At 68.4% G+C, this 20337-nt stretch carries 17 protein-coding genes and 1 other RNA gene; 5 read left to right on the top strand and 13 right to left on the bottom strand.

Annotated elements, in window-relative coordinates:
- Nucleotides 1-140 precede the first annotated feature (140 nt).
- From murC to rsmI, 11 genes are all read right to left on the bottom strand, one after another.
- Nucleotides 141-1577, bottom strand: a complete 1437-nt coding sequence (gene murC / locus QZ588_RS13860; protein ID WP_295543532.1) for a UDP-N-acetylmuramate--L-alanine ligase — start codon at nucleotides 1575-1577, stop codon at nucleotides 141-143.
- Nucleotides 1574-2668 carry an undecaprenyldiphospho-muramoylpentapeptide beta-N-acetylglucosaminyltransferase gene (gene murG / locus QZ588_RS13855; protein WP_295543531.1) on the bottom strand — a complete coding sequence of 365 codons (1095 nt, stop codon included), beginning with the start codon at nucleotides 2666-2668 and terminating at the stop codon, nucleotides 1574-1576. Before murG ends, murC begins: the two co-directional genes overlap by 4 nt.
- On the bottom strand, nucleotides 2647-3930 hold the full coding sequence (ftsW, locus tag QZ588_RS13850; RefSeq protein ID WP_295543530.1) for a putative lipid II flippase FtsW: 1284 nt from the start codon (nucleotides 3928-3930) through the stop codon (nucleotides 2647-2649). Before ftsW ends, murG begins: the two co-directional genes overlap by 22 nt.
- The gene (gene murD, locus QZ588_RS13845) at nucleotides 3927-5282 is read right to left on the bottom strand and encodes a UDP-N-acetylmuramoyl-L-alanine--D-glutamate ligase (RefSeq protein ID WP_295543542.1); all 1356 of its coding nucleotides are present in this window, start codon (nucleotides 5280-5282) and stop codon (nucleotides 3927-3929) included. The genes ftsW and murD overlap by 4 nt, the downstream gene beginning before the upstream one ends.
- A 29-nt stretch (nucleotides 5283-5311) precedes the next feature.
- The gene (mraY, locus tag QZ588_RS13840; RefSeq protein WP_295543529.1) at nucleotides 5312-6394 is read right to left on the bottom strand and encodes a phospho-N-acetylmuramoyl-pentapeptide-transferase; all 1083 of its coding nucleotides are present in this window, start codon (nucleotides 6392-6394) and stop codon (nucleotides 5312-5314) included.
- 235 nt (nucleotides 6395-6629) lie between these two features.
- Nucleotides 6630-8432 carry a penicillin-binding protein 2 gene (locus QZ588_RS13835; RefSeq protein ID WP_366929576.1) on the bottom strand — a complete coding sequence of 601 codons (1803 nt, stop codon included), beginning with the start codon at nucleotides 8430-8432 and terminating at the stop codon, nucleotides 6630-6632.
- The gene (ftsL, locus tag QZ588_RS13830) at nucleotides 8422-8745 is read right to left on the bottom strand and encodes a cell division protein FtsL (protein ID WP_295543528.1); all 324 of its coding nucleotides are present in this window, start codon (nucleotides 8743-8745) and stop codon (nucleotides 8422-8424) included. The genes QZ588_RS13835 and ftsL overlap by 11 nt, the downstream gene beginning before the upstream one ends.
- Nucleotides 8742-9674 carry a 16S rRNA (cytosine(1402)-N(4))-methyltransferase RsmH gene (gene rsmH, locus QZ588_RS13825; protein WP_295543527.1) on the bottom strand — a complete coding sequence of 311 codons (933 nt, stop codon included), beginning with the start codon at nucleotides 9672-9674 and terminating at the stop codon, nucleotides 8742-8744. The genes ftsL and rsmH overlap by 4 nt, the downstream gene beginning before the upstream one ends.
- Nucleotides 9675-9766: 92 nt before the next feature.
- The gene (mraZ, locus tag QZ588_RS13820; RefSeq protein ID WP_295543526.1) at nucleotides 9767-10222 is read right to left on the bottom strand and encodes a division/cell wall cluster transcriptional repressor MraZ; all 456 of its coding nucleotides are present in this window, start codon (nucleotides 10220-10222) and stop codon (nucleotides 9767-9769) included.
- Between the two features lie 524 nt (nucleotides 10223-10746).
- An RNA gene (gene rnpB, locus QZ588_RS13815) (RNase P RNA component class A) lies at nucleotides 10747-11143 on the bottom strand.
- Between the two features lie 45 nt (nucleotides 11144-11188).
- Nucleotides 11189-12040 carry a 16S rRNA (cytidine(1402)-2'-O)-methyltransferase gene (gene rsmI / locus QZ588_RS13810; protein ID WP_295543525.1) on the bottom strand — a complete coding sequence of 284 codons (852 nt, stop codon included), beginning with the start codon at nucleotides 12038-12040 and terminating at the stop codon, nucleotides 11189-11191.
- 369 nt (nucleotides 12041-12409) lie between these two features.
- Here rsmI and QZ588_RS13805 point away from each other — a divergent pair, with 369 nt between their 5' ends.
- The 5 genes from QZ588_RS13805 (at nucleotide 12410) to serB (ending at nucleotide 17332) form a co-directional block, all read left to right on the top strand.
- Nucleotides 12410-12772: a YraN family protein gene (locus QZ588_RS13805; RefSeq protein ID WP_295543524.1), complete on the top strand. Its 363-nt coding sequence runs from the start codon at nucleotides 12410-12412 to the stop codon at nucleotides 12770-12772.
- A gap of 2 nt (nucleotides 12773-12774) precedes the next feature.
- Complete coding sequence (locus tag QZ588_RS13800; RefSeq protein WP_295543523.1) at nucleotides 12775-13416, top strand: BON domain-containing protein; 642 nt, start codon at nucleotides 12775-12777, stop codon at nucleotides 13414-13416.
- A complete protein-coding gene (locus QZ588_RS13795) occupies nucleotides 13409-14791 on the top strand; it encodes an FAD-linked oxidase C-terminal domain-containing protein (RefSeq protein ID WP_295543540.1) in 1383 nt (460 codons plus the stop codon). Before QZ588_RS13800 ends, QZ588_RS13795 begins: the two co-directional genes overlap by 8 nt.
- A gap of 110 nt (nucleotides 14792-14901) precedes the next feature.
- Complete coding sequence (locus QZ588_RS13790; protein ID WP_295543522.1) at nucleotides 14902-15768, top strand: sirohydrochlorin chelatase; 867 nt, start codon at nucleotides 14902-14904, stop codon at nucleotides 15766-15768.
- A 325-nt stretch (nucleotides 15769-16093) separates the two neighbouring features.
- Nucleotides 16094-17332, top strand: coding sequence for a phosphoserine phosphatase SerB (gene serB / locus QZ588_RS13785; protein ID WP_295543521.1), 1239 nt, complete (start codon nucleotides 16094-16096; stop codon nucleotides 17330-17332).
- Between the two features lie 70 nt (nucleotides 17333-17402).
- Here the strand turns inward: serB and QZ588_RS13780 are convergent, their stop codons facing one another.
- On the bottom strand, nucleotides 17403-18515 hold the full coding sequence (locus tag QZ588_RS13780) for a substrate-binding domain-containing protein (protein WP_295543520.1): 1113 nt from the start codon (nucleotides 18513-18515) through the stop codon (nucleotides 17403-17405).
- 345 nt (nucleotides 18516-18860) lie between these two features.
- Entirely contained in the window at nucleotides 18861-20087 is a 1227-nt protein-coding gene (locus tag QZ588_RS13775; RefSeq protein ID WP_295543519.1) for a DUF1343 domain-containing protein, read from the bottom strand.
- Between the last annotated feature and the right edge of the window lie 250 nt (nucleotides 20088-20337).

Genomic DNA, 20337 nt, shown 5'->3' with positions numbered 1-20337 from the left:
CTCGCGATGACGGCTCCGACGACGCCCGCCGCGTGGCGGGCAGACGCAGTCGGCCGTGCAGCGGCCCGCCGCAGCCGAGCCGCAGGCTGAGGCCGCCGAGGCGGCGGCTGCGCAGCAAGGGCTTGACGACAGGTACGCATTCAGTGCGCATCCTCTGTCTCCGCCAGCAGCAGCTTCGGCAGCCGTGCGGCCAGGCCACCAATATCGCCGGCACCGGAGACCAGCACGACATCACCGTCGGCGAGGGTGGTGCCCAAGAGCTCCACGACCTCGTCCAAATCCTGTGCGAAGAATGGCTCGACACGCCCGCGGGCGCGGATCGCGCGCGCCAAAGCGCGGCCATCGGCACCGGGGATGGCCTGCTCGCCGGCGGGGTAGACCTCGCAGAGCACCAAGACATCGGGCTCGGAGAGCACATGGACGAAGTCGTCGAACTGCTCCTGGGTGCGGGTGTAGCGGTGCGGCTGGAACACCAGCACCAGCCGGCGCCGGCGCCAGCTGCCGCGGGCCGCGACCATGGTCGCCGAAAGCTCCGTGGGGTGATGACCGTAGTCATCGATGAGCGTGACGTCACGCTCGCCGCGGATGTGGCAGTGGGTGACGACGAAGCGCCGCCCCACGCCCTGGAAGGCCGCCAGCGCACGGCGGATGGCGTCCTCATCGACCCCCAGCTCCAGGCCCACGGCGATGGCCGCGAGGGCGTTGAGCATGTTGTGTCGCCCGGGCAGATTCAATTCCACCGGCAACACCGCCCCGCCCGGGAGATGGGCGTCGAAGAGCATGCGCGTGCCCTGCTGACGCACATTGGCAGCGCGTACATCGGCGTCGGCGCGGGTCCCGTAGGTCATCACTGGCCGGGCGATGCGCGGCAGCAGCGAGGCCACCTCGTCGTCATCCACGCACAGCACCGCCAGGCCGTAGAAGGGCAAGTGGTGCAGGAACTCGAGGAACGTGCTGCGCAGCCGATCGAAGTCGCCGCCATAGGTGTGCATGTGATCGGCGTCGATGTTGGTGACCACCGCCAGCATCGGCTGCAGAAACAGAAAGGAGGCGTCGCTCTCGTCGGCCTCGGCCACCAGGTACTTGCTGGTACCCAGCCGGGCGTTGGCCCCGGCGCTGTTGAGCAGGCCACCGATGACGAACGTCGGGTCCAGGTCGCCCTCGGCGAGCACGCTCGCGATCAGGCTGGTGGTGGTGGTCTTGCCATGGGTGCCGGCCACGGCCACCCCATAGTGGAAGCGCATCAGCTCGGCGAGCATCTCCGCACGCCGCACCACGGGGATACGCGCCCGGCGCGCGGCGAGCACCTCCGGATTGGCCGGGTCGATGGCGGTGGACACCACCACGGCATCGGCATCGGCGACATGGCCGGCCTCGTGGCCGATATGAATCTCCACGCCGAGCCCGCGCAGGCGATCCGTGACCACGCCGTCGCGACGATCCGAGCCCTGCACCTCGTACCCCAGGTTCGCCATGAGCTCGGCGATGCCGCTCATGCCGGCGCCGCCGATGCCGACGAAATGGATACGCCGCATCCGGCCCATGTAACTGGCACTGTGGGTGCGGTGCGGGCTCATGAGCGCCCCTCCGCGGCCGCCGCCAGCGCCAGGCAAGTGGCGGCGATTTGCTCGGCGGCATCGAGCCTGGCCCTGGCCCGGCCGGCCTCGGCCATGGCCAGCCGCTGGTCCGGGCTCGCCAGCAGTGCCTGCAGCTGCGTAGCCAGCAGCGCCGGCGTCAGCTCCCGCTGGACGATGAGCCGGGCGGCGCCGGCATCGCTCAGCCAGCGGGCATTGCCCACCTGGTGGTCATCGACGGCATGGGGGAAAGGCACGAAAATGGCGGGCAGCCCGGCGGCGGCGATCTCGGAGACCGTGAGTGCGCCGGCGCGGCACACCACGAGGTCTGCCCAGGCGTAGGCCGCCGCCATGTCGTCGATGAAGGCCGTGACCTCGGCGCTGACACCGGCGTCGGCGTAGGCCCGCCGGGCGGTCTCCAGCGTCTTCTCGCCGGCCTGGTGGCGGACGTCTGGACGCGCCGGCGCCGGCAGCAACGCCAGCGCCGCCGGCACCGCCTGATTCAGCGCCTTGGCACCCAGGGAGCCTCCCACCACCAACAGCCGCGGCGGTGGGTTACGCCCGGCGAACCGCTCCGCCGGCGCCGGCAGCGCGGCGATGTCTGCGCGCACGGGATTACCGCTGTCGATGGCACCACGCGCCGCGGGGAAACTGCCGGGGAAGGCCTCGAAGACGGCGTCCGCCAGCCGCGCCAGCCACTGGTTGGTGAGCCCGGGCACACTGTTTTGCTCGTGGATCACCAGCCGCCGTCCCTGCAGCTTGGCGGCCAAGCCGCCCGGGCCGGCGACGAAGCCGCCCATGCCCAGCACCACCTGGGCGCCGCGGCGCCCGAGGATGCCGGCGGCGGCATGCACGGCGGTGGCGAGCTTCAACGGTGCCGTCGCCAGCGCCTTCAGGCCTTTGCCACGGACACCCTGAATGCCGACCCATTCCATGTCGAAGCCATGGCTTGGCACCAAACGCGACTCCATGCCGGTGCGGGTGCCGATCCAGAACACCTCGGCGCCGCGGGCGCGCAGCAGCTCCGCCACCGCCAACGCCGGAAATACATGCCCACCGGTGCCGCCGGCCATCACTGCGATGCGCGCCGCCATGTGGCCCCCCGCTCGCGTCGGTGCCGCTCCCGCGCCGGGCGCTCCGGCGGCGTGGGGCGCTCGCGGTGTAACCCGCCCTCGGGGATACGCCCCAGCGTGCGCCGCCGCAGCTCGAAGTCGATGCGCAACAGCACGCCCACGGCCATGAGGGCGACGATCAGCGCATTACTGCCATAGCTCATAAACGGCAGTGGCAAGCCCTTGGTAGGCAGCAGACCGGTGTTGACACCCACGTTGATGAACGCCTGCAAGCCGACGAGGAGCCCGAAGCCATGGGCGGCATAGCAGCCGAAGAGGTCCCCCTGATGCCGTGCCTCGGCGCCGATGCCGAAGGCACGCCAGGTGATGAAGGCGAATACCAGCACCACCACCAGCACGCCCAGCAGGCCGAGCTCCTCGCCCACCACCGCGAGCAGGAAGTCCGTATGTGCCTCGGGCAGGTAGAACTGCTTCTGGATGCCATTACCCAGCCCGACGCCCAGCCACTCACCGCGGCCGAATGCGATCAGCGCCTGACTCAGCTGGTAGCCCGTATCGAACGGATCATCGAAGGGCTTGACGAATGAGGTCACGCGCTGCAGGCGATACGGCTCCAAGATGATCAGCGCCGCGAGCCCACCGGCCAGCAATAGCCCTAATACAACGAAGCTCAGCACACTGACGCCGCCGAGGAACAACAGCGCCATGCTCGCCGCCAGGATCACCGCCGTGGTGCCAAAATCCGGCTGCGCCATGATCAACATGCCGGCGACCCCCACCAATAGCATGGGCCGCAGGAAGCCCATCACGCTGGTGCGCACATCCAATTCCCTTCGCACCAGGTAACCGCTCAGGTAAATGACCACCGTGAACTTGACCAGCTCGGACGGCTGCAAAGTGATGACGCCGAGCGGAATCCAGCGTGTGGCGCCGTTCACGGTACGGCCAATCCCCGGCACCAGCAATATCGCCAGCAGGGCAATGGCGCACAGCATCAACACCGGCCCGGCCCGCTCCCAGGTCTTGATTGGCACCGCAAAGCAGAAGGCGCCACAAAACAGCGCCAGCGCAATCGCCACACCGTGACGCAGCACAAAGAAGAGGGCGTCGTCGTAATTGCGATCGGCCATCGGCATGGACGCCGAAGTGACCATGACAAACCCGAGCCCCAGAAGAAAGAGCACAGCCACCAACAGGCCCGCGTCGAGCATCGGCGGGCGGCGGTCCTGCCGGCGCCGGCGCCGGGCGCCGTGGCTCGCCTCCGTTGTCAGTACGTGTGTCATGGCACCCACCTCGCCACCGCCTCAGCGAAGACACGTCCGCGATGGCGATAATCGTCGAACATGTCGAAGCTGGCGCAAGCCGGCGACAGCAGCACGCAGTCGCCCGGCTGCGCCAGTGTGGCGGCCTGGCGTACGGCATCGTCCATGTCGCTGGCGCGGTGCAGGGGCACGGTGTCCGCAAGCGCGGCTGCGAGGTCATCGGCATCGCGGCCGATGAGCACCACGGCGCGCGCGGCTCGCTTCACCGCCGCCGGCAATGGCGAGAAATCCGCATCCTTGCAATCGCCGCCGGCGATGAGCACAGCCATGCCCCGCTTTGGATCCGCAACCAGCCCGGACAACGCCGCCACGGTGGCACCGGGGTTCGTGCCCTTGGAGTCGTTGAGCCAGCGGATGTCGTTGCGGTCCGCCAGCAGCTCGCTGCGATGGGCGAGACCGCGAAAGCGCCGCAGCACATCCAGCATGGGCGCACGCGCCAGCCCGCAGCGCTCACCGAGGGCCAGCGCGGCGAGGGCATTGGCCAGATTGTGAGTGCCCGGCAGCACCAACTCGTCCACCGCCAGGACGGGCTCGCGGCCACGGCAGAGCCACTCGCTGCCGCGATGGGAGCCAATGCCCCAGTCATCGGCGTGCACAGGTGGGCCCAATGTGAAGCCGGTTTGCTGCGCCACCCCGGCTGCGAGCCGCGGCGAGTTGGCATCGTCGCGGTTTACAACCGCGCTCGCCGCATGGGCGAAGATGCGCTGCTTGGCCGCAGCATAGGCGGCCATGTCCGCATAGCGATCGAGGTGGTCCGGCGAGAGATTCAGGACGGTCGCCGCCAGCAATGGCAGTGAATAGGTGGTCTCCAGCTGAAAACTGGAAAGCTCGATGACGTAAAGCTCGATGTCGTCAGCCAATAGATTGAGCACCGGCTCACCGAGGTTGCCGCCGATGCCTGTGCGCTTGCCCGCCGCCAGCGCCATCTGCCCGAGCAATGTGGTGACCGTGCTCTTGCCGTTGGTGCCCGTAATGCCCACCGCCGGCGCTCGCAGCGCTTGGGCGAAGAGCTCGATATCCCCGACCACCGGCGTGCCAGCGGCCGCAGCCCTGGCCACCGCGGGTGTCGTCAGCGCCAGCCCCGGACCCACGATGATCAGGTCCGCGGCGGCGAATGCGGCATCGTGAAAGCCACCGAGCATCACGGCCACATCCGGAAGCTCCGCGCGCAGCGACGCCAGCGCCGGCGGCGCATCCCGGCTATCCGTGACCACGACCTGCGCACCATGTCGATGCAGCCAGCGTGCGCAGGAGAGGCCGGTGGACCCCAAGCCCACCACCAAAGCGCTGATGCCCGCCAGGGCCGCCGGCATCAAGTCCGGCACTGTCGCTGCGTTGACGCTCATCGGATCTTCAGACTCGCAAGGCCAATGAGCACGAGCACGACGGTGACGATCCAGAAGCGCACGATGACACGCGGCTCCGGCCATCCCTTCAGCTCGTAGTGGTGGTGCAGCGGGGCCATACGGAAGATACGCTTGCCGGTGAGCTTGTAGGAGAGCACCTGCAGCATCACCGAGACGGTCTCCAGCACGAAAATCCCGCCCATGATGAAGAGCACCAATTCCTGCTTGGCAACCACCGCCACGGCGCCGAGGGCCGCCCCCAATGCCAGTGCGCCGACGTCGCCCATGAACACCTGCGCCGGATAGGTGTTGAACCACAAAAAGCCCAGGCCTGCGCCGGCGATAGCGCCGCAAAAGACCACCACCTCGCCGACATCCGGCACATAGGGGATACGCAGGTAATCGGCGATCCCGGTGTGGCCTGCGGCATAGACCATGATACCGAGACCGCCGGCCACCATCGTGGTGGGCACCACGGCAAGCCCGTCCAAGCCGTCGGTCAGGTTCACCGCGTTACTGGCGCCGACGATGACAAGGTACGCGAAGACAATGAAAACCGGGCCGAGCTGGATGCTGATGTCCTTCAGATAGGGCACCAGCAATGCCGTCTCGCTCGGCGTCGTGGCGCTGAGATAAAGATAGAGTGCCGCTGATAGCCCGAGCAGCGTCTGCCAGAAATACTTCCAACGCCCCGGCAGGCCCCTGGGATCCTTCAGCACGAGCTTGCGATAGTCATCGATAAAGCCGATGGCCCCGAAGCCCAGGGTGGTGAGCAGCACCACCCAAACGAAGCGATTGCTGAGATCCGCCCACAGCAGGGTGCTGACGCCGATGGCCACCAACATCAATGTGCCACCCATGGTGGGCGTGCCAGCCTTGGAGAAATGGCTCTCCGGGCCATCGGTGCGCACCACTTGCCCGACCTTATAGCTGCTGAGCCAGCGGATCAACGGCCGCCCCACCAACAGCGAAATGCCGAGCGCCGTCAGCACACCCAGGATGGTACGCAGCGTCAGGTAGCGGAAGACATAGAAGCCGCTGTCGAGCTGTCCGAGCCAGTCGGTAAGCCAAAGCAGCATCAGCCTGTCCTCCGGCCAGGGAAGCCGCCCGCTGGCCTGCGCTCAGGCTGGACCGTGGCGATTCGGTGTCGCATCGGATTGACGACGTGCGCAGGTCCCTCGACGACGGCTGCCGTGGCCGGGCGCCCGCCGACGTCGAGGTCGCCGGCGCAAGCCAGCATGAGGCGCCCGCACGTCGAAGCCCCGGCCGGGGTCCGGCTCGACGGCCCCGTCGTGCACTCGAGACCGGCGCGGATCATTGCTCGTCCCCGCGCTCGTCTCCGCGCTTGAGGCCCGCGAGCAGCAGTTCCGCCCGCGGACCATCGGGCGGGACGTTGTAGAGCCGCAGCGCCGCCTGCATCACCTTGGCAAAGGCGGGCGCGGCGACGATGCCGCCGTAGTAAGAATCACCGCGGGGCTCGTCCACCATCACCACCATCACGAACCGCGGCTGCGAGATGGGTGCCATGCCGGCGAAGACCGACTGGTACTTGCCAGCGGCGTAGCCGCGGGCGGTGGCTTTCTTGGCGGTGCCGGTCTTGCCACCGACCCGGTAGCCCGGAATCCTGGCCCGGCGCGCCGTGCCTTGATCCGACACCACCGTCTCCATCATGGCGCGCACGGTTCGCGCCGTCTCCGCCGAGAACACGCGCTCGCCGGGCGGCACGGCATCGCGCCGCAGCAGTGACACGGGCAGACGCACACCATCGTTGGCGATGACGGCGTAGGCCTGTGCCAATTGCAGGGACGTCACGTTGAGGCCGTAGCCAAAGGCCAGGGTGGCGTGCTCGAAGCGCGACCAGCCGTCGTAGTGCGGCAGGAAACCGCTGCGCTCGCCGGGGAACTCCACGCCGGTGATGCGCCCGAAGCCGAGCTGCCCGTAGGCCTGCCAAAGCAGCGCACGATCCATCTGATGGGCGATCTTCACAACGCCGACGTTGCTCGACTTGGTCACCACACTGGTGGCATCGAGCAGGCCATAGTTGCGAATATCGCGGACGCGGTTGGCGCCCACCCGGAGTATGCCTGGAGTGGTGTTGACCGGCGTCCGCGGGTCAATGACGCCGGCCTCCAGCGCGGTCGCCACGACCAGTGGCTTCATGGTGGAGCCGGGCTCGAAGACATCCGTCAAGGCGCGGTTCCGGCGATTCTCCACCGGCTCGCTGCGCGCGGCATTGGGGTTGAAAGCCGGTTGGTTGACCATGGCGAGCACTTCGCCGGTGCTCACGTCCAGCAGCACGGCGGTGCCGGATTTGGCGCGGTGCTCGGTCACGGCGCGCTTGAGCTCGCGGTAGGCGAGGAATTGCAGGCGCCGATCCAGGCTCAGGACCACGTCTTCGCCGTGGGCGGGCGGCTTGATCTGCTCGACCTCTTCCACCACGCGCCCGCGACCGTCCTGGATCACCCGGCGCTTACCGGGATCGGCGCGCAAGGTGTCCTCGAACACCAGCTCGACGCCTTCCTGGCCGATATCGTCGACATTGGTGAAGCCCACCACCTGACCGAACATTTCGCCGCCCGGATAGAAGCGGCGATACTCCGCGTCGGCGCCGATCCCGGCGAGGCGATGGCTGTCGATGACCGCCCGCACGGCTTCGGCACAGTGGGGCTCCACGCGTCGGCGCAGGTACATGAAGCGCCGCCCCTGTGCGACGTAGGCGTCGAGGCGCGCCGCGAGGTCGTCGGGCGGAACCTCCAACGCCGACGCCAGCGCCGGCAGCGTCTCGCGGCGGTCGGCGAGCAGCTTCGGATCGGCCCAGAGGGTGGACATGGAGGTGCTGATGGCGAGGGGCTCGCCGTTGCGGTCGGTCACCATACCGCGACGGGCGGCGATCTCGCGCTCGCGCAGGAAACGTTTCTCGCCCTCGTGGCGCAGGAATTCATGCTCCAGCACCTGACGGTGGAAGGCCGCCGCCACCACGGACAGGCAAGCGGCCGCGAGCATGACCCCAAGCATCGCCCGGCGCACCGCAAAATTCGGCGGCCGCCGGCGCGCCAGCTCGACGCGGCGCATGCGTGCCTTCATGCGCTCACGGGTTCGATTCGGCTCAAAGCGCATCGTCATCCTCCGGTAGCGCTACCTCCACGACGCGCACCTCGCCGCCGGCGGGCATGATCATGTCCAGCTGGGTGCGCGCGTTATCCTCGATGCGCGTATGCGATGTCAGCGCAGCCTCCTGTATCTGTAAACGGCCCCATTCCACATCCAGTGCATCGCGTTGTGCACGTACTTGCTGCAGCGTCCCGAACGCTCCCCGGGTGAGGTACTTGACATGGATCACCGCCACCGCCGACGCCAGCACGGCGGCGGCGAGCATGAGCGCCACAATGAGCGACCCACGACCGTCGCTGGCGGACTGCCGTGCGCTCATGCCAGGCGCTCCGCGGCCCGCAGCACGGCGCTGCGGGCCCTCGGGTTGGCGCGCACCTCATCGTCGCTGGCGCGCACGACACCGCCGATGGGCTTGAGACGCCGCGGTATTTGATCGTCGGTGACCGGCAGCCCTTTCGGTAGGGCGCCGCCGCGGGACTCGTCGCGGATGAAACGCTTGACGATGCGATCCTCAAGCGAGTGGAAGCTGATGACCACCAGCCGGCCGCCGACGGCGAGCAGCTCGCAGACATTGGCGAGCAGGGCACGCAGCTCGTCCAGCTCGGCGTTCACCTGGATACGCAACGCCTGGAACGTGCGCGTCGCCGGGTGCTTGCCGGGCTCGCGGGTGGGCACCGCCCGCTCGCACAGGGCAGCCAGCTGCGCGGTCGTCGTGAGAGGGGACTCACGGCGGGCCGTACAAATGGCGCGCGCGACGCGCTTGGCGAAGCGCTCCTCGCCGTAGTCTCTGAGCACGCGGGTGATCTCGCGCTCATCGGCGCCCGCCAGCCAGTCTGCGGCACTGGTGCCGGCGCTCGGATCCATGCGCATGTCAAGCGGACCCGCCGCCGAAAACGAGAAGCCCCGCTCCGGGCTGTCGAGCTGTGGCGAAGACACGCCGAGATCTGCGAGCAGGCCATCGATCCGACCCGCAAGCCCTGCGCCCGCCAGCCATTCCGCAAGCTCGCCGAAACGCGCCTGGCGCAGCGTCAGACGCGGGTCGGCGGCCACGAGCGGCGCACCGGCGGCGATGGCGGCCGGGTCCCGATCGGTCGCCAGCAGGCGACCGCCGGGGCCAAGGCGCGCCAGGATGGCGCGCGCGTGTCCACCACGACCGAAGGTGGCATCGACGTAGACACCATCCGTTCTTACCCCCAAGGCCTGCATACTTCCCCCCAACAGGACCGGTCTATGTGCTCGCAAGTCCATGCGTTTCTGATCTGATCTGGTTGTCACCGCAACCGCTGCGGATCGAGGTGACCGTTGCCCACGGGCACGATCCTCTGGCGCAGCGTTGGGCGTTACAGCCGGAAGTCGGAGAGCTCCGGCTCCTCGGCCAGGGCGGCGGCGGCGATCTCGCGGTCGCGCCGCTGTTGTTCTGCCCAGGCGTCTTTACGCCAGAGTTGATAGCGGTTCCCGATCCCGATCAGGACCGCTTCTTTCTCTAGCCCTGCCAAGGCGCGCTGCGCAGGCGTCAGCAGCACCCGACCCTGCGCATCGAGCTTGGCATGGCTCGCGTATCCGAGCAGCGTACGCTGCAAGGCCTCGGTGGTCGGCTTCAGGCTCGGCAGCTGATTCAGCCGATCCGCCAGCGCGTCGAAGAAGGGCTCCGGATATACCAGCAGGCGATCTCCCAAGTCTGCCGTGACGACGACGCGCGAGCCGCAAAATGCCTCAAGCTTCGCGCGCTCCGTGGCCGGGATGGCAATACGCCCCTTGGCGTCGAGGTTCAGAAAGAAGGTTCCGTAGAACTTCATGACCCTCGCCTGGAGCGGTGATGCACCTCCCCGTTACTGCAGCCCCAAAATTCCCCACTTCTTCCCACCGGGTGACAGTTTAGGTAAGGGAGACTTGAGGGTCAAGGACTTCCCATCTCTCTTTTTCGCTTTTATGTCAGAAACTTAAACCGCGAACCTCAACATGAGGGCAGGACTGGCAACGATGCCTTTTTTCAGCGACATAGTGATTCCACTTAAAGCTTGGACTCAGCTCGACATGCGGCGAAGGATGACAGGTGCGGCGACCGTCGGGGCGGGCATGGCCGGCGCGAGCAGGGGGAGATGCGTGGGGAACTGTGGCGCAGGTTGCGTCCACATCGACGCAGCGCCACATCAGATGGGAGGGTGGCTGCCATGGCGACGCGCCGCAGCGCAGTCATGCGGGCGGGCTGTGCGTCACCGCAATGCTCGTACGGGACAGACCGCAGCAGGTTCTGGCCGGTAGCCCACACGAGAGCGGACACCGGAGCGTCGCATGCCCATGCCGGTATGGGCGGGACAGAAAGGGGAGCCGGCCGATAAGCCGGGTTCTGTCGTGGACAGTCATTCATCTGGGACGCACGTCACCGTACGCCTCTTGCGACCTACCCGGGAGCCCCTGCGGGCCGCAGGTCACGGCTTCGATGCTGAGACCGGGCCGTACGCTCCCCTATTTGGTCTTGCTCCGGGTGGGGTTTACCGTGCCGCCGCGTGTTGCCACCGGCGCGGTGCGCTCTTACCGCACCTTTTCACCCTTGCCACCTGCCCGCAGGCAGGCTCGGCGGTTCGTTTTCTGTGGCACTTTCCGTGGGCTCGCGCCCCCCAGGCGTTACCTGGCACCCTGCCCTGTGGAGCCCGGACTTTCCTCCCCTCCGAGCGCGACGACGCCGTGCTCGCAAGCGCGACTGCCTGGCCGACTCCCCTGAGTGACATTGTATACCCGGCCCTCACCGCTTGCCGGCGAAATCAAGCACGCTCATCCCGCCTTGCGAGCGCGCGCCGGTAGAGCGCGTTGCGATGACCGCCGGTGATGCGTGCGGTGAGCGCGACGGCCTGCTTCAGCGGTAGCTCAGCGGCGAGGATATCCAACACGCGTCGCTCCTCGCCTTCGCCATCGCTGTGATCCGCATCCCGCGCCCCACCGACCAGCACTACCACCTCGCCCCGCCGTTGCCCGGATTCTTCGGTGACCCGTGCGGCCAGCTCAGGCAGCGGGCCGTCCAGCAAGGTTTCGAAGCGTTTGGTCAGCTCCCGCGCCAGCACCGCCGGTCGCGCACCCAGCACCGCACTCAGATCCGCCAGGGTCGCCGCAACGCGTCGGGCGGCCTCGAACATGATCAGCGTGCCGGGCTCGCCCGCCACGGCGCCGATCCATTCGCGCCGCGCCGCCGCGCCTCGAGGTGGAAAGCCGAGAAACAGAAACCGATCGCTCGGCAGACCGGCCGCCGACAGGGCGCAGACGGGCGCGCTCGGACCGGGCACGGGCACCACCCGGACACCGGCGGCACGCGCGGCGCGCACCAGCACATAGCCAGGGTCGCTCACCAACGGGGTCCCCGCATCACTGATCAAAGCAATGGACGCCCCCGCCGTGAGGCGTGCGAGGAGCTTGGGCGTCTGCGCCACTTCGTTGTGCTCGTGGTAGGCGACCAGCGCAGTCGCAATCCCGAAGTGTGTGAGCAGCGGCCGACTATGCCGGGTGTCCTCACAGGCGACGACATCCGCCGCGGCCAGAACCTCGCGCGCGCGCAGGCTCATATCACCCAGATTGCCAATGGGCGTCGCCACCACATAGAGCACGCCAGCGTCTTCGGCCACCTGCCACCCCGCTCAGTTGCCACCTAATATGTACGAAGATCGCCAAACTTCTCACGCCGTTGGCGCTGTCGCCCCAATCATTCGGTTGACGCCACATCGTGGCGGCTTGGCACGGCTGGGGGGTCTTGTATCGGGCCGGCGCACCCCGCGCACTGGGCGAAGCCACCACGCCCGCCAGTGTGCTGGGAGGGCGTGATCAGGGCAAGCCCACCGATACGCGGCCCCGAAGCGACCGCCACGTGATGCCTGTATAGTCATCCTACAGCAACGTTCGGCTGCCGATGCCCGGGGGCTGGCTGGCGTTGTGACGGGTGTAACAAGCACCAGAGACGCCGCTCAGGCATCGCCTACAGATCCACATGCCCACACATGCCCGTAGAACATAGCAACAAGCGCGCCATTGGCGCCAAGCAGGAGCAGGCCGCGCGCCACTACCTGGAGGCGCAGGGACTGCGGTTCGTCGCCGCCAACGTCCGCTGCCGGCGGGGCGAGCTGGATCTGGTCATGCGCGATGGCGATATCCTGGTGTTCGTCGAGGTCCGCTACCGTGCCAGCGATCGCTTCGGCGGCGCCGCCGCCAGTGTCGACCGGCGCAAGCAGACGCGGCTGCTGGCGGCCGCCGGCTACTATCTGAGCCGCCATCCCACGGATCTGCCCTGCCGTTTCGACGTCATTGCCATCGATGCCCCCGGGCGGATGCAATGGATCCGGCAGGCGTTCGACGGAGATTAAGCATGAACGCAGCCCGACGCCGGCGCATCCGCCACCGCATGGCCTGGCTGGTCGCAACGGCGACAACGCTGCTCACGCTCTGCGGCTGCGGTCCCATGGTGGTGGCGGGCGCCACCTACGGCGCCGCCGTGGCTTACGACCGACGCAGTGCAGACGTCGTCCTCGATGACGAGATCATCGAACTGCGGGCCCGCGACGCCTACCTCAAGCACCCGCAGCTGAGTGAGCACAGTCAGCTCAAAGCCACCAGCTACAACCTCAGCGTTCTCATTACCGGCCAGGCGGAGTCGGCGCAGATCGCCGATCGCTTCGCGCGGTTGGTGGCGCAACTGCCGAAGGTCAAGCAGGTCTACAACGAAGCCGAGATCGGCCCCATGATCAGTCTCGGCCAGTTGGGCAAGGACGCCATGCTCACCTCCCGGGCCAAGCTGGCCATCCAATCCATCAAGCTCCCCGGCTTCGACGCCCTGCGGGTCAAGGTGGTCACCGACAACGGCGTCGTCTACCTGATGGGTCTGGTGACGCCGGCGGAAGGCGATGCCACCGCCGAGAAAGTGCGCCGTATTCCGGGTGTGCAGCGCGTGGTGAAAATCTTTGAATACATCGAGCCCAAACGCCCAAACCGCGCCGCCGCGCCTGCCTGAGACCGCGCGCCGCGCGCTGGTGGATGCCCTCGGCGCCGGCGACCTGCTCACCGACCCCGCCGACTGCTGGCCCTACGGCTACGACAACAGCCGCCGCCAATGCCTGCCCCTGGCGGTGGCCTTCGTCACCGACGCCGAGCAGGTGGCCGCGGTGGTGCACGTGTGCAACGAGCACCGCATCCCGCTCACCGCCCGCGGCCTCGGCACCGGCACCACCGGCGCCACGGTGCCGGAGCCCGGCGGTCTGGTGCTCTCCTTCGAGCGCATGAACCGCATCCTGCGCATCGACCCCGCCAACCGCCTGGCGGTGGTGGAGCCTGGCGTGGTGAACGAAGACCTGCAGCGCGCCGCGGCCGAGCACGGCTTCTTCTGGCCGCCGGATCCCACCAGTGCTGCGGTGTGCACCATCGGCGGCAACCTCGCCTACAACGCCGCCGGCCCCAAAGCGGTCAAATACGGCACTCCGCGGGAGAATACGCTGGGCCTCACCGCCGTCACCGGCGCCGGCGAGCGGCTGCGCACCGGCGTCATGACCAGCAAAGGCGTGGTGGGCTACGACCTGACCCGCCTCATCATCGGCTCCGAGGGCACGCTGGCCCTGGTGACCCAGGCGACGCTCAAGCTCACGCCGCTGCCGGAGGCCAAGCGCACCCTGCGCGCCACCTATCGCGACATCCACAGCGCCGCCGCCGCGGTGGCGGCCATCATGGCCCAGCCCATCACCCCTTGTGCACTGGAGTTCATGGACGCCGCCGCCATCGACATGGTGCGCCGCTTCTCCGACCTCGGCGTGCCCGACGGCACCGGGGCACTGCTGATGATCGAAGTGGACGGCCCCGCGGACTGCGTCGACGCCGCCGCCGGGGCCGTCGGCGCCGCCGCGCGCAACGACGGACTCATGGCGCTGGCCGTCGCCGCCGACAAGGACGAGATCGCCGCCCTATGGCGCACCCGCAAAGCCCTGTCGCCGGCGCTGCGCCATGTGGCACCAAAAAAGATCAACGAGGATGTGGTCGTGCCCGTGGCGCGCATCGCCGCCTTCATCGATGGGCTGGAGCACCTCTCGCGCGAGCACGCCATGACCATCGTGAACTTCGGCCATGCCGGCAACGGCAACATCCATGTGAACCTGCTGGTGAACCCGGACGACCCGGACGAGATGGCCCGCGCCGGCGTTGCCTTGAGCGCCGTCTTCGATCTGGTGGTGGCACTCGGCGGCACCCTCTCCGGCGAGCATGGCGTGGGGCTCGAGAAGCGCGACTTCGTCGACCGCGAGCTGGACCCGGTGGCCATGCGCCTGATGCGCGCCATCAAGCGCCAATTCGACCCGAACGGCATTCTGAACCCGGGCAAGGGCCTGCCGCCGGCGGACTGATCCTGCCAGGGCGAGGTTTCGGCGCGAGACGGATCTCCCCGCCCGCACTGGCATCGCCCGGCCAATGCCTCCATAACCGCTCACACGTCCAAGCTCAACGCGTCTCCGCCATGCTCCTCCTCCTCGACAACGGCTCCCGCCGCCCCGACGCCACCCGCAACCTGCGCCGCCTCGCCCATCATTTGGGAGAGTTGCTCGGCACCGAGGTCCAGCCCGTCTCGGCCCAGCACGCCTCGCGCATCCCGCCCGAGGCACTCGACGGCGTGCCGGCGCAAACGCTGGAGCCCTTCCTGCGCGAGCAGGTGGCCGCCGGCGAGCACCGTTTCGATATCGTGCCGCTCTTCTTCGGGCCGAGCCGGGCCATCAGCGCCTTCGTGCCGGAGGTGGCGGGTCGGGTCGCCGCCGAGGTGGGTCCACTGCAGGTGCGGGTCGCCGATGCGCTCTGTCCGCTGCCGGCGGGGGAGCCGCTGTTGGTGGAGATACTGGCCGACCAGGTGCGCCGGGCCCTGCCGGAGCGAAGCAGCGACGCCGTGGACGTTCTGCTGGTGGACCACGGCTCGCCGTTGCCGGCGGTGACTGCGGTGCGCCACTGGCTCGCCGAAGGCTTGGCGGCGGCGCTGGCCGACACGGCCGCTGCCGAGATGCGCGTCGGCGAAGCGGTGATGGAGCGCCGCGAGGGCGCCGAGTACGCCTTCAACGGGCGCCTGCTGGCGGAGGCCCTCACCGCGCTGGGTGCCGCCACCTCCATTGAGCGGCCGCGTCGGGTGGTGCTCGCGATGCAATTTATCTCACCCGGCCGGCACGCGGGCGCCGGCGGCGACATCGCCGAGATCGTCGCTGCGGCGCAGACGGACCACCCGGGCCTCGACGTCCGGATCACCGGGCTCATCGGCGAGCATCCGAGATTCGTCGAGCTGCTCGCCGCGCGCGCCGCCAAGCTCGACACCTGTACACCCATCGACCATATCACGCCTTAAGCGGCAGAGGGCCGTCACGACGCCGGGCGCGGTACCAATCGTTGGCTCTGCGAGTCCGAGCCCCCACTGGCGGCGGGAGCCGAACCCACGGACGAAGCCGGTTAGCACCAGTCGCCGACGCCCCAGAGGCCCGCTTACGGGCGACTGCGGTTGCAACCATCGCACCGTTGTCCGCAAACGGGCGCCTACCCATCCGGCCGCGGCGGCATGTCATTTCGGACCCCGTGGACATGGCGGTGCGTTGATGCAGTGCGCCCATGCCGCCGATGGCGGTGTGCGCCCGTTAAACTGTGCGCCAACGCCAACAGCCAATAGTGCAATCAACATGCCCGAAATCCTGCAAATCGACATCGCCGGCCCCGATCGCCCGGGTATCACCATGGCGCTGACCGCGGTGCTGGCGCGCTATGACGTGACGGTGCTCGACATCGGCCAGTCCGTCATCCACGACACACTGGCGCTGGGACTGCTGGTGGAGCTGCCGGACGACCCCGCCGGCTGTCCCGTGTTTCGGGAGCTATTGTTCAAGGCCCATGAGCTGGGGCTCAGCCTGCGCTTCACGCCGGTGGCCGCCGCCGACTACGAGGACTGGGTGGGGGAGCAGGGCCAGCCCCGGCACATCGTCACGCTGCTCGGGCGCGCCATCACCGCCGAGCACATCGCCCGCGTCTCAGCCGTGGTCACCCGCAACGATCTCAACATCGAGCAGATCACGCGGCTGTCCGGGCGCGTCTCGCGCCGTCCGGAGGCGGCAAGCACCGGCCATGCCAGCATCCAGCTCTGGCTCAAGGGGCCGGTGCCGGACGTGGGCGCACTGCATGCGCAGTTCCTGGGCCTGGGGGCGGACATGGACTTGGACATCGCCATCCAGGAGGACGATGTCTTCCGCCGCAACCGCCGATTGGTGTGCTTCGACATGGACTCGACGCTGATCCAGACGGAGGTCATCGATGAGCTCGCCGACGCCGCCGGCGTGCGCGCGCAGGTGGCCGCCATCACCGAGGCCGCCATGCGCGGTGAGCTGGACTTCGCCGAGGCGTTCCGCCAGCGCATGGCGCTGCTGGAGGGCATGCCGGCGTCGGTGCTCGCCGGCATCGCCGAGCGTCTGCCCATCACCGACGGCGCCGAACGACTCATCCGGACGCTGAAGGCGCTCGGCTTCCGCATCGCCATTCTGTCCGGCGGCTTCACCTATTTCGCCGAGCATCTCGCGCACCGCCTGGGCGTGGACGACGTACATGCGAACCGGCTGGCGTTCCAGGATGGCAAGCTCACCGGCAGGGTCTCCGGGCCCATCGTCGACGGCGCCCGCAAAGCGGAGCTGCTGCGCGAGCTCGCCGCCCATGAGGGCATTCGCCTGGAGCAGGTCATCGCCGTCGGCGACGGCGCCAACGATCTGCCCATGCTGTCCATCGCCGGGCTCGGCATCGCGTTCCGGGCCAAGCCGGTGGTCAAGGAGCGCGCCCGCCACGCCATCGGCGCCGTGGGACTGGACGGCATCCTCTACCTGCTTGGCATGCGCGATCAGGATCTGGCGGCACTGGAGGCGGCACAGACGTGCTGATCCACGGGATCATGACGGCGGCGTCGGTGGCCTCATCCCGGCGCGCACCGCCGCCTGCAACGGCCTGGGCTTACGGCTGCGCCGGGGCCGGGGCCGGGGCCGGGGCCGGCATGATCACGCAACAGGCGGGCTGATCGGCGATGGTGCAGGGCGCGCGGCCCTCGGCACACGCAAGCGATCCCGCCTGCCACTGCCGCCGCGCCTGGGTTGACAGGGGTATCAGCCCCTTGTCTGCCAGATAGCCCGCCTCGCCCCAGGCGGACTCGCGGGTCAGGGACTGCAGATAGTCCGCGATGCCCGGGATCCTGCCCACGTGCTCGCCCTTGACATAGCAATAGAGCGGCCGGGACAGGGGATAGGCGCCGCTGTCGATATGCTCGAAGGTGGGCTCGACGCCGTCGATGGTGGCCCCCTGCAGCCGATCGCGGTTCTGGTCGAGAAAGCTGAAGCCGAAGATGCCGACGGCATCGGCGTTGGCCTGCAGCTTCTGGACGATGAGGTTGTCGTTCTCACCGGTGCTGATGTAGGCGCCGTCTTCGCGCAGCGCCTGGCAGACAGCCCGGTAGGCGTCGGCGTCCTGGTCGCGCATGGCTGCGATCCAATCGAAGCTGCGACAGCCCGCGTCCATGGCGGTCTCGGCGAAGACGTCGCGGGTGCCCGAGGTGGGCGGCGGCCCGAGCACCTCGATGGGCACATTGGGCAGCGCCGGGTTGACCGCCTGCCAGGTCTGGTAGGGGTTGGGCACGAGGCCCTCGCCGCCGGCCGGATCGGGCACGCGCCGCGCGAGGGCGAGCCAGATATCGCGTGGGCTCAGCGCGAGGGCCTCGGCGTCCTTGGCATTGGCGATGACGATACCGTCGTAGCCGATCCGCACCTCGGCGATCTTGGTCACCCCATTGGCCGCACAGCGGGCGATCTCGGCGGGGGTCATGAGCCGCGAGGCGGTGGCGATATCCGGGTAATCCACGCCGACGCCGCCACAGAAGCGCTTGATGCCGCCGCCGGAGCCGATGGCCTCGACCTGGGGTGTCGGCAACGCCGTGGTCTCGCCAAGGGCTTCCGCCACGGCCGTGGCGAATGGGAAGACCGTGGAGGAGCCGACGATGAGCACGCGATCGCGGGCCATGGCGTCGGCGCCGACCAGCAGTGTCAGGAGCAGGAGCAGGAGTGATGGGCGGTACAAACCGGGACCTCGTTGGGGCTGGTTGAGCGTCGAGGGAGTGTCGAGCACGCGCGCCGGCAACGCGCGCCGGCTCGCCGCGAAGCCCGTCGGATCGGCGAGTCGACCGAGGGGGCTCGCTTGGGTGCGCCCATCCTACCCGAAGGCGTCCTCGTGATCGGTGGCGTCGCCCACCCATGGGCATCGATATCGATCAGGATGAAGCCCGGGCTCCAGGGACGGGCACCGAGGGTGACGGGCGTCACGGAGCGGCGTTGATGTCGTGCGCCCGGTCGCCCGTGACGCCGCTCCGGCGGCGTCATGCAGCGTGTCAGGCACCCCCACCGGGGGGTGTTCGGAGGCCACCGCTCAGTAGCGCAGGAAGGGCGCCCGTGCCTCCATCCAGCGCGCCTCGTCCGGTGCGAGCCGCGCCTCGAGGTCGCCGGGCTCGGCGGTGGCGTCGTCCACCCACTCGCGCAGGTAGGTGCCGCCCGCAAGCAGATCGATGGCGAGGCGCTCGGTCTCGTACTCGTAGGGGAATTGCCGCCAAAGGTCATAGTCCGGACACTCCAGCCGTAACGCCTTCAGAAACAGCGCTGTGAGGCGATAGGGGCGGAAGGCGTCGTGCTGATAGTGGACGCAGTCCGTATGCATCTGGAAGCCGTGGCAAAGCTGGCCCTGATGTTTGTGAAAGGTAGGCTCGAAGCTGCAGCAGCGCAGCTGTGCACCCCGCATCCACTCGGCCTTCAGGCTCTCCATGCGTTGCAGCAATCGGCAGATGTCGAGGTCGGGCGCACCCATGACCTCCAGCGCCACCGTGGTGCCGCGGCCCTCCGACAGCGTCGTGCCCTCCAGCAGCACGGTGCCGGGAAAGCAGCGGGCCATGTTCAGACTGGATGCATTGGGGCTCGGGTTGACCCAGGCCAGCTCATCCCGGGGCCAGCCGTAGCCCGGCGCCCTGGCGGGATCATAGCCCTGCATCGCGATGACCTTGTACGCCAGATCCAGGCCCTGCTCGGCGACGAGCCATCCGGCCAGCTCGCCGAGCGTGAGACCATGGCGCATCATCAGCGGCGCGGCGCCGACGAAGCTCTCCCAACCGGGCTCCAGGATACTGCCTTCGATGGGCCGCCCCGCCGGGTTCGGGCGGTCCAATACCCAGACCGCCTTGCCTTTGGCCGCGCAGGCTTCGAGCACATACGCAAGGGTGGTGACGTAGGTGTAGATCCGGGTGCCGATGTCCTGCAGATCCACCAGCAGCACGTCGAAGCGATCCAGCATGGCGTCGGTGGGATAGCGGACGGCGCCGTAGAGGCTGAACACCGGGATGCCATGGATCGGGTCCAGGTAGTCCTCGGACTCGACCATGTTGTCCTGCTTATCGCCGCGCATGCCGTGCTGGGGTCCGAAGGCGGCGGTGATCCGCAGCCCGGCCCCGGTTCCGTTGTGATCGCCGACGAGCCCCATCAGCGCATCCAGGCTGTGCCGGCCCACGTGGTTCACGGAGGCGGGATGCCCCAGCAGGGCGATGCGCCGCCCGGCCAGCGGCTTCCGCAGCTCGGGCTCGGTGAGGAGGCGGTCGATGCCAAGTCGCATGCGCAGTGTTCTCCACGGCAGTCGTGTGCCGGTGGATGCTGCCACAGTCGCCGCAGGCAGGCGAGCCGACGCCGGCTGCAGATGTTCGGAGCAGCGCACGGGCCAACCGTCACGGCGGTTGCAGAGCTGGCGGGAGAGGAGGGACACCCGGCCGCCGTCGGGCGATAAAAATGCTAGGAGCCTGTCCGACTTAGGCTCAGGATTCGGTCTCATCCGTGTGCTACTGCCAAAAAATATACGAATCGGTTTA

The sequence above is a fragment of the uncultured Thiohalocapsa sp. genome (assembly GCF_913062725.1).
In the GTDB taxonomy this organism is placed as follows: Bacteria; Pseudomonadota; Gammaproteobacteria; order Chromatiales; family Chromatiaceae; genus Thiohalocapsa.
This window is presented reverse-complemented; position numbering and strand designations above follow the sequence as displayed.

Excerpts from the sequence above, each read along its gene's own strand:
- serB (WP_295543521.1), top strand. The coding sequence starts at position 16,094 with ATGCCCGAAATCCTGCAAATCGACATCGCCGGCCCCGATCGCCCGGGT.
- mraZ (WP_295543526.1), bottom strand. The coding sequence starts at position 10,222 with ATGAAGTTCTACGGAACCTTCTTTCTGAACCTCGACGCCAAGGGGCGT.
- mraY (WP_295543529.1), bottom strand. The coding sequence starts at position 6,394 with ATGCTGCTTTGGCTTACCGACTGGCTCGGACAGCTCGACAGCGGCTTC.
- ftsL (WP_295543528.1), bottom strand. The coding sequence starts at position 8,745 with ATGAGCGCACGGCAGTCCGCCAGCGACGGTCGTGGGTCGCTCATTGTG.
- murD (WP_295543542.1), bottom strand. The coding sequence starts at position 5,282 with ATGCCGGCGGCCCTGGCGGGCATCAGCGCTTTGGTGGTGGGCTTGGGG.
- QZ588_RS13805 (WP_295543524.1), top strand. The coding sequence starts at position 12,410 with ATGCCCGTAGAACATAGCAACAAGCGCGCCATTGGCGCCAAGCAGGAG.
- murG (WP_295543531.1), bottom strand. The coding sequence starts at position 2,668 with ATGGCGGCGCGCATCGCAGTGATGGCCGGCGGCACCGGTGGGCATGTA.
- rsmH (WP_295543527.1), bottom strand. The coding sequence starts at position 9,674 with ATGGACTTGCGAGCACATAGACCGGTCCTGTTGGGGGGAAGTATGCAG.
- QZ588_RS13790 (WP_295543522.1), top strand. The coding sequence starts at position 14,902 with ATGCTCCTCCTCCTCGACAACGGCTCCCGCCGCCCCGACGCCACCCGC.
- QZ588_RS13835 (WP_366929576.1), bottom strand. The coding sequence starts at position 8,432 with ATGCGCTTTGAGCCGAATCGAACCCGTGAGCGCATGAAGGCACGCATG.
- QZ588_RS13775 (WP_295543519.1), bottom strand. The coding sequence starts at position 20,087 with ATGCGACTTGGCATCGACCGCCTCCTCACCGAGCCCGAGCTGCGGAAG.
- murC (WP_295543532.1), bottom strand. The coding sequence starts at position 1,577 with ATGAGCCCGCACCGCACCCACAGTGCCAGTTACATGGGCCGGATGCGG.
- QZ588_RS13800 (WP_295543523.1), top strand. The coding sequence starts at position 12,775 with ATGAACGCAGCCCGACGCCGGCGCATCCGCCACCGCATGGCCTGGCTG.
- ftsW (WP_295543530.1), bottom strand. The coding sequence starts at position 3,930 with ATGACACACGTACTGACAACGGAGGCGAGCCACGGCGCCCGGCGCCGG.